The organism is Companilactobacillus bobalius (assembly GCF_002179915.1).
GTDB lineage: Bacteria > Bacillota > Bacilli > Lactobacillales > Lactobacillaceae > Companilactobacillus > Companilactobacillus bobalius.
In genome coordinates, this window is sequence record NZ_MYFM01000008.1 from 121,432 (window position 1) to 133,275 (window position 11,844).

17 protein-coding genes and 1 other annotated feature are annotated in these 11,844 nt (G+C 34.6%); of the genes, 16 read left to right on the forward strand and 1 reads right to left on the reverse strand.

Annotation, left to right across the window (positions count from 1 at the left end; all coding sequences use genetic code 11):
- The first annotated feature begins 87 nt into the window (after positions 1-87).
- From LKACC16343_RS14380 to recN, 14 genes are all read left to right on the forward strand, one after another.
- Positions 88-342 (forward strand): hypothetical protein, encoded by a 255-nt coding sequence (locus LKACC16343_RS14380; RefSeq protein WP_025085483.1) that lies wholly within the window; start codon positions 88-90, stop codon positions 340-342.
- 93 nt (positions 343-435) lie between these two features.
- Positions 436-2,004 carry a hypothetical protein gene (locus tag LKACC16343_RS12375; protein ID WP_056951332.1) on the forward strand — a complete coding sequence of 523 codons (1,569 nt, stop codon included), beginning with the start codon at positions 436-438 and terminating at the stop codon, positions 2,002-2,004.
- 44 nt (positions 2,005-2,048) lie between these two features.
- Positions 2,049-2,116 (forward strand) — a sequence feature (ribosomal protein L21 leader region).
- A gap of 9 nt (positions 2,117-2,125) precedes the next feature.
- Positions 2,126-2,437: a 50S ribosomal protein L21 gene (gene rplU, locus LKACC16343_RS12380; RefSeq protein WP_025085481.1), complete on the forward strand. Its 312-nt coding sequence runs from the start codon at positions 2,126-2,128 to the stop codon at positions 2,435-2,437.
- Positions 2,438-2,439: 2 nt separating this feature from the next.
- Entirely contained in the window at positions 2,440-2,784 is a 345-nt protein-coding gene (locus tag LKACC16343_RS12385; RefSeq protein WP_054641976.1) for a ribosomal-processing cysteine protease Prp, read from the forward strand.
- Positions 2,785-2,796: 12 nt separating this feature from the next.
- Positions 2,797-3,069: a 50S ribosomal protein L27 gene (gene rpmA, locus LKACC16343_RS12390; protein ID WP_025085479.1), complete on the forward strand. Its 273-nt coding sequence runs from the start codon at positions 2,797-2,799 to the stop codon at positions 3,067-3,069.
- Positions 3,070-3,206: 137 nt separating this feature from the next.
- Positions 3,207-3,770 (forward strand): elongation factor P, encoded by a 564-nt coding sequence (gene efp, locus LKACC16343_RS12395; RefSeq protein WP_054641975.1) that lies wholly within the window; start codon positions 3,207-3,209, stop codon positions 3,768-3,770.
- A 23-nt stretch (positions 3,771-3,793) separates the two neighbouring features.
- Positions 3,794-4,213 (forward strand): Asp23/Gls24 family envelope stress response protein, encoded by a 420-nt coding sequence (locus LKACC16343_RS12400; RefSeq protein ID WP_025085477.1) that lies wholly within the window; start codon positions 3,794-3,796, stop codon positions 4,211-4,213.
- 5 nt (positions 4,214-4,218) lie between these two features.
- A complete protein-coding gene (nusB, locus tag LKACC16343_RS12405) occupies positions 4,219-4,623 on the forward strand; it encodes a transcription antitermination factor NusB (protein WP_054641974.1) in 405 nt (134 codons plus the stop codon).
- A gap of 27 nt (positions 4,624-4,650) precedes the next feature.
- Complete coding sequence (locus tag LKACC16343_RS12410; protein ID WP_321197791.1) at positions 4,651-5,511, forward strand: bifunctional 5,10-methylenetetrahydrofolate dehydrogenase/5,10-methenyltetrahydrofolate cyclohydrolase; 861 nt, start codon at positions 4,651-4,653, stop codon at positions 5,509-5,511.
- A complete protein-coding gene (gene xseA / locus LKACC16343_RS12415) occupies positions 5,504-6,853 on the forward strand; it encodes an exodeoxyribonuclease VII large subunit (protein ID WP_056951330.1) in 1,350 nt (449 codons plus the stop codon). Before LKACC16343_RS12410 ends, xseA begins: the two co-directional genes overlap by 8 nt.
- Positions 6,846-7,085 (forward strand): exodeoxyribonuclease VII small subunit, encoded by a 240-nt coding sequence (locus tag LKACC16343_RS12420; protein WP_025085473.1) that lies wholly within the window; start codon positions 6,846-6,848, stop codon positions 7,083-7,085. Before xseA ends, LKACC16343_RS12420 begins: the two co-directional genes overlap by 8 nt.
- A 2-nt stretch (positions 7,086-7,087) precedes the next feature.
- Complete coding sequence (locus LKACC16343_RS12425) at positions 7,088-7,936, forward strand: polyprenyl synthetase family protein (RefSeq protein WP_056951328.1); 849 nt, start codon at positions 7,088-7,090, stop codon at positions 7,934-7,936.
- A gap of 10 nt (positions 7,937-7,946) precedes the next feature.
- The gene (locus tag LKACC16343_RS12430; protein WP_056951326.1) at positions 7,947-8,771 is read left to right on the forward strand and encodes a TlyA family RNA methyltransferase; all 825 of its coding nucleotides are present in this window, start codon (positions 7,947-7,949) and stop codon (positions 8,769-8,771) included.
- Between the two features lie 8 nt (positions 8,772-8,779).
- Positions 8,780-10,477, forward strand: coding sequence for a DNA repair protein RecN (recN, locus tag LKACC16343_RS12435; RefSeq protein ID WP_056951324.1), 1,698 nt, complete (start codon positions 8,780-8,782; stop codon positions 10,475-10,477).
- Here recN and LKACC16343_RS12440 read toward each other — a convergent pair.
- Positions 10,469-10,789, reverse strand: coding sequence for a hypothetical protein (locus LKACC16343_RS12440; RefSeq protein WP_056951321.1), 321 nt, complete (start codon positions 10,787-10,789; stop codon positions 10,469-10,471). The genes recN and LKACC16343_RS12440 overlap by 9 nt on opposite strands.
- A 179-nt stretch (positions 10,790-10,968) precedes the next feature.
- On the opposite strand from LKACC16343_RS12440, the gene gmk reads away from it, so the two are divergent.
- Positions 10,969-11,580, forward strand: coding sequence for a guanylate kinase (gmk, locus tag LKACC16343_RS12445; protein ID WP_056951319.1), 612 nt, complete (start codon positions 10,969-10,971; stop codon positions 11,578-11,580).
- Positions 11,581-11,584: 4 nt separating this feature from the next.
- Positions 11,585-11,842 carry a DNA-directed RNA polymerase subunit omega gene (rpoZ, locus tag LKACC16343_RS12450; protein WP_025085468.1) on the forward strand — a complete coding sequence of 86 codons (258 nt, stop codon included), beginning with the start codon at positions 11,585-11,587 and terminating at the stop codon, positions 11,840-11,842.
- The last annotated feature ends 2 nt before the right edge of the window (positions 11,843-11,844 follow it).

Consider the following 11,844-nt stretch of genomic DNA (forward strand, 5'->3'; position numbering starts at 1 on the left):
ATTAATATATCTCACTTTTATACTATAGATGTTGTGCTTAAGTTTAAGCATCTTTTTGCGGTGCTTAGGATTTTAGAGGTGGGCGATTTGAAAAGAAAGTTTTCATTTGTTATTACAATTGCTTTCATTTTAATTGATGTTGTTGCAGCATTTTTAACGCAGCAGGCGATTATTAGTAATTTAATGGGGATTTTAATTGGTGTAGGGCTAATCATTGCTCTTATACTAATAACAAGCTTGATCAGAAGATTGAAACTTAGTAGAGGTAAACTAGTTTTGGCAACACTATTTTTCTTTTTGGTCATCGGGCATGTAGTCATGGCAACATTGCCAATATATTAAAACTGAATATTGTAAAAGGATTGTGAAGAATAGAGTCTTCACAGTCCTTTTTTAGTATAATTATTTGGTAAGTCATTTTTTAAGGGGCTAATTATGTCGAGTCGTTCATGGAGAAGAATAATCATTGGAATTATTTTTCTAATAATAACTATTTTTTATACATTTCTATTTTTAAAACACGCATCAGTGACTAATGAATTGATTTTCAATATTGCGCATATTAAAAGTCTGTCTAATATTTTTACTTCACCAATCAATTTTGATTATTGGGGTCATACGGGCAGTCTGATTAATTTTTATAGTCCTTGGCTGACAATACTGCCAGGATTATTATTTTTAAATCAAAACGTCATTATTGGCTTTGTAGTTATTTTTGCATTGGTTACCTATCTGACCTTAACTAGTTCTTATTACTATATGAAAAAGTTTTCTAACGATACCTTGGAAGCATTACTGTTTGCCGTAATCTATACATTGTCTTTTAATCGTTTCTTGTTGGTTTTTGATGAACAGAGGATTGAAAACTATTTAGTCTTAATCTTTTTACCGATGGTCTATTATGGAGCATTTCAAATTTTTAATGGTAAATTTCAAGATTGGTTGACATTAACTTTAGGGATGACGTTAATTATCTGGACAAGTCCATATATGGCGGTTGCAGTTATTCTAACTTTGTTACCAATATTACCGTTGATGATTTTTTCAAAGCTTTCACATAATTGGACATATTGGGGAAAAACTCTGTTGAATTTAATTAAAGCTGGATCAGTAACAGGACTATTGACGGTTGGTTATTGGGGACCGTTATTGGAGAATCAGTGGTCCGAGAAAATAGTGCAACAGAAGCGTCCTCAATTTGATTACTGGTCTTGGCTCAACCAAGAGTTCCTAGCAAAAAATAATTGGTATCTTGTTTTAATTCTGGCAATTTTATTAGGTCTAGTTTTGATCATAATTTTCTTAAAGAGTTCTTTCAGTTATAAAATTATGATTTTGGAGAGTTTTGCTTTAGCAACTTTATTAGTTATTCGTCCAAGATTAGCTTTTGATACAAGTCGTTTGCTGTTTGCTATGATAACGATTCTGGATCTGTTTGCTATCATTATTTTAATTCGAGTAGTTTTATTGCTTTTCCAAGAAGGACCAGCTATTTTACAGTTGCTGATTCTACTATTAGCTATTGGCGATTTTGGTTATCTAACATTTAGTCAAGCAAATCAATTACATCCACATAATAAAATTGAATTTGCTCAAAAAATTGACTATAAGAATTTGGCTGTGAATTATCATGATAAAGCTTCAGATAGTAAAAATCATTTCTTGATTGATGGTCGTAGCAGTCAGGTGCAGTTTAATGCCAAAGGAAATGAATATTGGTTGCAATATTACAATCCTAAATCAGTAACGATGGATATTCCGATTCAAAAGTACGATGGGTATAAAGTTACTATTAATAATGAACAACCTAAAATCACTCGTTCCAATCGTCAAACATTACTGTTGCAGACGGATCCAAATAAAAATATTATTGAAGTCCATGCTCACTATACTGTTTTGGCTATAATTTCTTTGTTAATCAATTTATTTAGTTTTATTGGTTTGAGCTATATTTATTTCAGTGATAAATGGAAAATGAAGAAAAAAATCGTGGCAGAGAGTTGAAAAAGTATGTGAAATTTGCTATATTTTATTAGTTGCAATCACTATTGCATCTACAACCGCTCAAAACTAGGTTTAAGCTTAGTGCACCTAGTTGGCGAGTCTTAGAAGGGAGTGTACGTTTATGTACGCAATTATTAAAACTGGTGGTAAGCAATATAAAGTTGAAGAAAATGCTTCAATTTATGTTGAAAAGCTTGATGTCAAAGAAGGAGACGCAGTTACATTTGATGATGTAATCTTAGTTTCTGATGGCAAAACTGTTAAAGTTGGTAGCCCAGTAGTTGAAGGCGCTAGTGTTTCTGGTAAGGTTGAGAAACAAGGTAAGGAAAAGAAAGTTGTTACTTACAAGTACAAACCTAAGAAGCATTCACACAAAAAGACAGGTCACCGTCAACCATATACAAAGGTACTTATCGATAGTATCAAGGCTTAATCATGATAAGAGCGAGTTTTCACCAGAATTCAGATGAACAGATTGATTCCTTTTTAATTAAAGGACATGCTGATTCGGGACCTTATGGTCAAGATTTGGTTTGTGCTGCTGTTTCAGCAGTGACAATTGGAACAATCAACAATCTGGAAAAACTTACTGGGGCCAGTCCTCAGGTCGTCATGGATGAAGTTAATGGTGGTCATCTTGGCTGCCAATTCGATAAAGCAGTTTCACATGACACTGCCTTATTATTAGATAATTTATTTTGGATATTGAAAGATATTGAAGGTAGTTATTCTAAAAATATTGAAGTTCAAGTGCAAAAAAATAATATAGATCTTGATTAGGAGGTAAATTTCATGCTTAAGATGAATTTACAATTTTTCTCTCACCATAAGGGTGGTGGATCAACAACTAATGGCCGTAACTCAGCTGGTCGTAGACTAGGTGCAAAGCGTGCTGATGGTCAAGCTATCACTGCTGGTGCAATTATTTATAGACAACGTGGAACAAAGATTCACCCAGGTGCTAATGTTGGCCGTGGAAATGATGATACATTGTTCGCACTTAAAGATGGCGTTGTTAAGTTCGAAAGACTTGGCAGAGACAAGAGAAAAGTTTCAGTATACTAATATATTGAGAAAAAAAGAGGACAATGTTCCTCTTTTTTTTATATAATAAGTATGAGTTATTGCCATTAACACCGAAATATTGGTAAGATAATGTATAGTGTTCTATTGGCAAAATTTAGGAACCAAGGGAGAAAGAAATGTCAATTTCAGTAAATGAATTTAAAAATGGATTAACAATCGAAGTAAAAGATGGTATCTGGCGTGTTGTAGAATTTCAGCATGTTAAGCCAGGTAAGGGTAGTGCCTTTGTTCGTTCAAAGTTAAAGAATTTAAGAACTGGTGCCGTTCAAGAAATGACATTCAGATCAACTGCTAAGGTTGAAAAAGCTAACATCGAAAACAAAAAGATGCAATATCTATATGCAGAAGGTGACAACTACGTCTTCATGGATACTACAACTTATGAACAACTTTCATTGCCAGGCGACGAAATTAGAGATGAGCTTAAGTTTTTGAAAGAAAACATGGAAGTCAGCGTAGTTATGTATAATGGTGAAACACTTGGTGTTGATGTACCTAATACAGTTGATCTTAAGGTTGTTGAAACCGAGGCTTCAATTAAGGGTGATACACAATCTGGTGGTTCAAAACCAGCTACTATGGAAACAGGCTTAGTTGTGCAAGTACCATTCTTCGTTAACGAAGGTGATATGCTAACTATCAATACACAAGATGGTACTTACATTTCACGTGCTAATTAATAACTGATTATGGAGATAAGTTTATGGCTGAACAAAAATATGTTTCTCTACAACAAGATAGTGGAAAAATAAACGGTAATGTTGAAATATCACATCAAGTTATTGAGATCCTTCTTGGGATTGCTACAAACCAAGTTGAAGGTGTTTACGAAATGCGTGGCACTATTTCTAGTCGAATAGATTCACTTTTTGGCAGAATCAATCATGGTAAGGGCGTTGATGTGTCGTTCAATGACGATCAAATATCTGCGGATGTTTATGTATATTTGGAATATGGCGTATCGATTCCAAAAGTATCCTTGGAGATCCAAAAATCAGCCATTGAACAACTCGAATTCATGACCGATTTAGACTTAAGTGAAATTAACGTACATGTTGTAGGTTTGATCGCTAAAAAAGATAGCGGCGAAATAGAACGTGTAACAACTGATAAAAAGGAATAAAACTAGTGATAAGTAGACATAAGATCAGAGAACTCGCAGTTCAATCACTATTTTCTATTGAAACGACTCAGGATACTCCTCAAGATGCTATTTCTTCTACCATGCAATTATGCGATTTAACATCAGAGGCAGTGCCAGATTATTTGACGTTTCTAGTTTCAGGTGTTGTAGAACACCAAGATGATCTTGACAAAGAAATTTCAGAACACTTAAAGAATAAGTGGACTGTTCAGCGTCTATCCAGAATTGACCGCTCGATTTTACGTGTGGGATTATTTGAAATGGAAAATAGTTTAGAAGTACCCAGAAAAGTAGCTATTGATGAAGCAATTGAAATGGCTGGCGATTTTGGTGACAAGGACTCAAAGTCCTTCGTTAATGGTATTTTATCTAATTTTGTAGAAGGGTAAGGCTGGTGATTTTTTGCCAGCCTTTTTATGGTGATTAGTGTGAATTTATTAGAAGGTAAAAAAGTAGCAACAGCATTAGATGAAACAATGATAAAGCGTGTTCAAGTTTTGAAAGAAAAGGGTGTAACTCCTGGTCTAGCTGTTATCTTAGTTGGTGACAACAGTGCCAGTGCAGTTTATGTTCGTAATAAGAAACGTCGTGCTGAAAAATTAGGAATTGATTTTCAACTCATCCATTTCGATGCCACCGTTACGGAACAAGAGTTGCTAAATAAAATTGATGAATTAAATAATGATCCAGCTATTGATGGATTTATCGTTCAATTACCAGTTCCAGATCATATCGATGAAGATAAAGTTATTGAAGCTATCAGTCCAGCTAAGGATGTTGATGGTTTTACACCAATTAGTGTTGGAAACTTATGGATTGGTACACCACTAACAAAACCAGCCACAGCTTCCGGTATTTTAATGATGTTAGACTATTACAATGTTGACCTTGATGGTAAAGATGTTGTTATCGTTGGACGTAGCAATATTGTGGGTAAACCTACTGCTGCTTTGATGTTGGATCGTAATGCCACTGTAACGATCACGCATTCACATACTAAGAACCTAAAAGAAATAACAAGTAAGGCTGATGTGCTAGTAGTTGCCATTGGACAAGCTAAATTTATTAAAAAAGATTATGTCAAAGACCAAGCAATTGTTATCGATGTCGGAATGGACCGCGATGAGAATGGCAAGCTTTGTGGGGACGTTGATTTTGACGATGTTAAAGATCACGTTTCAATGATCACACCAGTACCTGGTGGGGTTGGCCCAATGACAATTACTGCATTAGTAGATCAAGTGATTGAATTAGCCGAAGGCAGGGCAAATGGATAATGAGCAATATTTAACTGTAACAGCTTTAACTCAATATCTGAAAAGAAAATTTGACGTGGACCCTTATTTGGGACACGTCTATTTGATGGGAGAAATTTCTAACTTTAGAATACGTCCCAATGCTCATCAATATTTTTCTTTGAAAGATGATAAAGCCAAGATTTCAGCTATCATGTTTAAATCAAATTTTAGTAAAGTTAAATTTCAACCAGAAGAAGGAATGAAAGTTCTTGTCAAAGGTCGAATTTCACTTTATGAACCTAGTGGTTCTTATCAGATTTATGTTGAATCGATGGAACCCGATGGATTAGGAGCTTTGTACTTAGCTTTTGAGCAATTGAAGAAAAAGCTAGCGGCACAAGGTGTCTTTGATTTACCTAAAAAGCCTATACCACAATTTCCTAAACGAATAGCAGTGGTAACCAGTCAATCAGGTGCGGTTATTCATGATATTATGACAACCGTTGCTCGAAGGTACCCAATTGTGCAAATAGTTTTGTATCCAGCTCAAGTTCAAGGTCAAGAAGCTGCTCCGACGATTGTTAAGCAACTGAAACGAATCAATGAAAATGGCAACTACGACACTATCATCATTGGGCGTGGTGGTGGATCGATTGAAGATCTATGGCCATTCAATGAGGAAGTGGTTGCACAAGCCATTGTTCAAAGTAAGATTCCTGTGATTAGTTCAGTTGGTCATGAAACTGATACAACTATCGCTGATCTAGTTGCTGATTTAAGAGCGGCTACACCAACAGCTGCGGCTGAATTGGCCACACCTGTGTTGAGGGATGTCTTATTGCATCTGCAAGATCTCAATACAAGACTGTATAATGCACAAACTAAGATTATAGGTAATTACAAGGATAAGGTTGATTCTTTGTCTCAGAATGTCTTTTTGCAACATCCAGAGCGAATCTACGAAGTGTATTTACAAAAAGTTGATTATCTGCAGGATAAATTACATCAGAATTTCTCTAATTCATTGAGCAGGTCAAAAACAGAATTGATTCAATATGCTAATCGATTGGTACAAGCATCACCTAGAGATCAAATCTATAGTTACGCCAATCAGGTTAATCGGTTGTATCAAATTTTGATTAATAATGTGAATAAAATTATCAATAAAAACCGTAATGTATTTAATAGTGAGGTTGCTACATTGGATTCGTTGAGTCCACTGAAGACTTTGAGCCGTGGTTATGCCATTCCTACTAGTAAATCAGGTAAAGTATTAAAAAATGTGACTGATTATCAAGTGGATCAAGAGGTTGACCTAAAAGTTAAAAATGGTAACGTCAAGTTAATAACCAAAGAAGTAAGCGAGGACGGAAATGGCTGAAAAGAAAAAATCATTTGAAGAAAATCTTGCTGATTTAGAAGCAATTGTAACTAATCTTGAGGCAGGAAACGTTCCTCTAGAAGAGGCAATGGAAAAATTCAAGACAGGTGTTACTTTAAGTAAGGAACTTGAAAAAACTTTGAGTGATGCTGAAGAAACTGTAACCAAAGTCATGACAAAAGATGGCGAGGAAATTAATATCAAACAAGATCAAGATAAGGATCAAAAATAATTATGGAAATAAAAGAATTCTCTGATTTTTGCGATCAAGTCTTGCCGGATTTTAATAAATTTTTAGATGACAAATTAAAGTCTGAAATAAAACAAACTACTTTAAGAGATGCCATGCTTTATTCGTTAGATGCCGGTGGTAAAAGGGTTCGTCCAATGCTTTTTTTGGCAGTTGCTTATTCTAGCGGTATCAAGTTAGACAAGCTTTCACAATTTTACGATATTGCTGGTGCAATTGAATTAGTACATACTTATTCGTTGATTCATGATGATTTGCCTGAAATGGATGATAGTGATTACCGTCGTGGTAAATTGTCGAATCATAAGCAATTTGGTGTAGGTCCTGCCGTTTTGGCCGGGGATGGTTTGTTAACGCAAGCCTTCTATTGGATTGCTAAATCAAGTTTAAGTACCGATAAGCGTATGGCTGCTGTAAGAATTTTGGCTCATAATGCTGGTCCTATGGGAATGGTAGCTGGTCAAATGACTGATATCACCATGGAAAGTAAGATTTTAACTGAAGATGAATTAACAACTCTACACAGAGAAAAAACAGCTGATCTAATTACTGCAGCTGTAACAACTGGAGCCTTTTGTGCCGGTCATGAGCTATCGAAGAATTTAGTTCAATATGCGAATGATATCGGTTTGGCTTTTCAGTTGAAAGATGATTTGAATGATGCTGACGATGGTGAGGATAGTAATAAGAATACTTTCCCTAATTTGATTGGCAAAGAAGCAACAGAAGCTAAGTTGAAAGACTTAGTTAAAGATGCTTTGAATGCAGTTTTAAAAGAAAACGAGTTTGACAAGAATTTATTGGTAAGCTTCTTAGATTATTTCAAAGAATAGGTGACACATATTGGCAAAAAAAAGAATTGATGTTTTATTAGTTGAACAAAATTTATTTGAATCCAGAGAACAAGCTAAACGCTCGGTTATGGCTGGGGAAGTTTATAATCAAGACAATTTGCGCTTTGATAAGCCGGGGGAAAAAGTTGATCCAGATACTGTTTTCCATCTAGCTAAGAATGCTCATAGCAAATATGTCAGTCGTGGTGGCTACAAGCTTGAAAAAGCTTTGAAGTCTTTTGACATTGATTTGACCGATCGGATCTGTTTGGATATCGGTTCATCAACAGGTGGCTTCACAGACGTAGCTTTACAAAATGGCGCACAAAAGGTTTACGCGCTAGATGTTGGTTACAATCAATTGGCTTGGAAACTGAGAAAAGATGAACGTGTAGTTGTTATGGAGCGAGTTAATTTCCGCTATAGTAAGCCAGAAGATTTTCATGAAGGTTTACCTAGTTTTGCAATGACAGATGTTTCCTTTATTTCTCTGGAATTAATTTTGCCACCAATGTTTAACATCATTTTGCCAGGTTCAGATGCAGTTTGCTTAATCAAACCACAATTTGAAGCTGGTCCCGAAAATGTTGGTAAGCATGGGATTGTCCGTGATCACAAAGTTCATAAGATGGTCTTAGAGAAGATTACTAATTTTGCTAAAGAGGCTGGATTCATTGTTTCTGGTTTAGATTATTCACCTATCAAGGGTGGAGAAGGTAATATTGAATTCTTGATGCACATTCAAAAGCCTCAAGAAGAACAACCTGGTGAAATTTTAGATAATGTTTCTGTTGAGAATACGATGGAAGCAGCTTACGCAAATCTTAATAAATAGGTGAGATAATGCTAAAAAAACTAATAATCAATAACTTTGCGATTATTAATAAGCTACAGATTGATTTTAAAAGTGGGATGACTGCTTTAACTGGTGAAACCGGAGCTGGTAAGTCAATTATTATTGATGCTTTAGGTTTATTAGTTGGAAGTAGATCGTCAATTGATTTTATTAGAACGGGACAAGAGCAATTAAATGTGCAAGGACTATTTGAGGTAAAAGCAAGTAGTCCTATTTTTGCTATTCTGGCTGAATATGGAATTGCTCATGATGATAATCAAATTATTATTAAACGAGAGATCAACCGTAAGGGACGGAATGTTTGTCGTATCAACAATGAATTGGTGAAAACAAATGTTTTACGACAAGTTGGTAAATTTTTAGTTGAGATTCACGGTCAAAATCAACAACAAGAGCTATTAGATGAAGATAATCACATCAACATTTTGGATCGATTTGCCGATGACGACTTTCAAGGTGATTTAGTGAAATATGCTCAACTATTTGAAGAATATCAAGCCAAACGTAGTCGATTAAGAACTATTCAAAAAAATTCTCAAAATTTAGTGCAAAGAATTGATATGCTTAAGTTTCAAATTGAGGATATTGATAGTGCTCAATTACAAGCAGGTGAAGATGATAAGTTAGAAGATGAGAAAAATCAATTATCTAACTTTGAAAAAATCAGTTCATCTCTTCAAGATAGTTATCGAGGCTTATCTGAGAATAATGTTGGTGTCGTGGATACTTTAGGAAATGTACGTGATAATTTAGAGGAAATCATGGACTATGATTCTTCTTATAAGGAACTCTATGATTCTATCAACGGAGCCTATTATCAATTACAGGACAATGCTGCCATGATTGCTGATCAGTTGGAGAATCTTGATTTTGATGAGAATCGTTTGGATGAAATTCAAAAACGTTTGATTACTTTAGATAATTTAAAAAAGAAGTATGGTCCTACCTTAGATGAAGTTATTGAGTTTGGTAAGAGTGCTCATGATGAATTGTCTAAGATTGATATTGATGATGATACTGAAGCCAAATTGGCAGATGAAATTACTCAGTATCAAACCAAGTTACTTAATTTAGGTAAGGATTTATCTAAGCAACGTCACAAAACTGCCACAGCTTTGGAAAAATCAATCAATCGTCAATTAAAAGATTTATATATGCCCAATGCTAAATTTGGTGTTGCTTTTAAATCATTGGATGATGATAATTTATCACCTAAAGGAATTGATCAAATTCAATTCAACTTGAAAACAAATATCGGTGAAGATTATAAACCGCTGGTTAAGGTTGCTTCAGGTGGTGAATTATCTCGTGTTATTTTAGCTTTTGAAGCTATTATTGCTGAAAAAATGAATGTAGAGACAATTGTTTTTGATGAAATTGATACAGGTGTCAGTGGTCGAGTTGCACAGGCCATTGGTGATAAAATTTATAAGGTTTCACAATTTTTGCAAGTTCTCTGTATTACGCACTTGCCACAAGTTGCAGCTATGAGTGATATTCAATTTGAAATCAAAAAAGAGACCGTTAAGGATAAAACAGAAACAAAAGTTTCTATACTTAACGATCTCCAAAGGATTGAAGCTATTTCTTTAATGTTGGCTGGGACTAAGGTAACTGATTTGACTAGGAAGCATGCTCAAGAGTTGTTGGAATTGGCTCAAGGAGAGCAACAAAGATTAGACTAGGTTGATTGACTTGATTTGATCGAGCGTTGCAATTTTAAAGAAGGTTGAATTCATCTTAAATACATATTTATTTTTATTAACTTGTGAAATAAATTTGCCTTGGAACTGTTCATCGTTTAACATTGTAATAACGACAGAATAATGTCTTTGAAAACTCTGTTCTGCGAAAAGTTCTATTTGCATAAAAGGCATTTGTTTAATTTGAAGATTCTGATTACTTTCAATATTAAAATCAAAGTTATTATTAATAAAATTAGCGGTATGGTTGATTAGATTTGTAGTGAAATGATTGTATGCTTGTTTTGCTTGCATTTTTAAACCCCCGAACACTTGTTTGTGTCTTTATTATACGAACCTTTGTTCGAAAGAGCAACTCTATTTTTTTATTTCTTTGGAAATTTTTATATTGACAAGTCGGAAAACCTTGAAAATTGAATGATTTTATTGCATGATAGATACCATATTATATAGATAGTAGGGATAACTTAATTATGTCAACAAGGGGAATGTTAATCGTTTTATCAGGTCCATCTGGAGTAGGTAAAGGAACTGTTAGAAAAGCTATGCTTAAGAATTCATCAATCAAATTTGATTATTCTGTTTCGATGACTACTCGTCAAATGCGTCCTGGAGAGGTCGATGGAGTCGATTACTATTTCCGAACAAATGAAGAATTTGAAGAAGAAATAAACAATGGTGGCATGCTTGAATATGCTAAGTATGTCGATCATTACTATGGAACACCATTAAAGTACGTTAATCAAAAGCTAGATGCTGGGATTGATGTCTTGTTGGAAATTGAAGTGAATGGTGCAATGCAGGTTCGTGAAAAGATGCCTGATGGTGTCTTTATCTTCCTTACACCACCTGATTTAACTAGTTTACGAGATCGTATTACTCATCGTGGTACAGATGATGAGAAGACAATTGACAAACGTATGGTTCAGGCTAAAAGGGAAATTGAAATGATGACAAGCTATGACTATGCCGTCGTAAATGATAAAATACCTAATGCAGTCGAAAAAATTGAAGGTATAATTAGAGCCGAACACTTAAGAGTGCCACGCGTAATTGATAAATACAAAAAGATAATAGGAGATTGATAATATGATTATTTATCCATCAATTGATAAACTTTTAGATCGAGTTGATTCTCGATACTCATTGGCAGTTCTAGCCGCAAAGCGTGCTCACCAATTAGAGAATGGTGATATTGAATTATTGAACAAATATGAATCACCAAGAACTGTTGGCCGTGCACTTGAAGAGATTGCTGACGACAAAATCGAAATTGATCCTAATTCAATTCTTCTTGAAAAAGAAGCTGAAAAGATTGAAGAAGAGAAAAAAGAAGAAGACAAATAAAC

What these genes read in the sequence shown, in the direction of transcription:
- LKACC16343_RS12375 (WP_056951332.1), top strand. Translation starts at nt 436, where the DNA reads ATGTCGAGTCGTTCATGGAGAAGAATAATCATTGGAATTATTTTTCTA.
- rplU (WP_025085481.1), top strand. Translation starts at nt 2,126, where the DNA reads ATGTACGCAATTATTAAAACTGGTGGTAAGCAATATAAAGTTGAAGAA.
- LKACC16343_RS12385 (WP_054641976.1), top strand. Translation starts at nt 2,440, where the DNA reads ATGATAAGAGCGAGTTTTCACCAGAATTCAGATGAACAGATTGATTCC.
- rpmA (WP_025085479.1), top strand. Translation starts at nt 2,797, where the DNA reads ATGCTTAAGATGAATTTACAATTTTTCTCTCACCATAAGGGTGGTGGA.
- efp (WP_054641975.1), top strand. Translation starts at nt 3,207, where the DNA reads ATGTCAATTTCAGTAAATGAATTTAAAAATGGATTAACAATCGAAGTA.
- LKACC16343_RS12400 (WP_025085477.1), top strand. Translation starts at nt 3,794, where the DNA reads ATGGCTGAACAAAAATATGTTTCTCTACAACAAGATAGTGGAAAAATA.
- LKACC16343_RS12410 (WP_321197791.1), top strand. Translation starts at nt 4,651, where the DNA reads ATGGTGATTAGTGTGAATTTATTAGAAGGTAAAAAAGTAGCAACAGCA.
- xseA (WP_056951330.1), top strand. Translation starts at nt 5,504, where the DNA reads ATGGATAATGAGCAATATTTAACTGTAACAGCTTTAACTCAATATCTG.
- LKACC16343_RS12420 (WP_025085473.1), top strand. Translation starts at nt 6,846, where the DNA reads ATGGCTGAAAAGAAAAAATCATTTGAAGAAAATCTTGCTGATTTAGAA.
- LKACC16343_RS12425 (WP_056951328.1), top strand. Translation starts at nt 7,088, where the DNA reads ATGGAAATAAAAGAATTCTCTGATTTTTGCGATCAAGTCTTGCCGGAT.
- recN (WP_056951324.1), top strand. Translation starts at nt 8,780, where the DNA reads ATGCTAAAAAAACTAATAATCAATAACTTTGCGATTATTAATAAGCTA.
- LKACC16343_RS12440 (WP_056951321.1), bottom strand. Translation starts at nt 10,789, where the DNA reads ATGCAAGCAAAACAAGCATACAATCATTTCACTACAAATCTAATCAAC.
- gmk (WP_056951319.1), top strand. Translation starts at nt 10,969, where the DNA reads ATGTCAACAAGGGGAATGTTAATCGTTTTATCAGGTCCATCTGGAGTA.
- rpoZ (WP_025085468.1), top strand. Translation starts at nt 11,585, where the DNA reads ATGATTATTTATCCATCAATTGATAAACTTTTAGATCGAGTTGATTCT.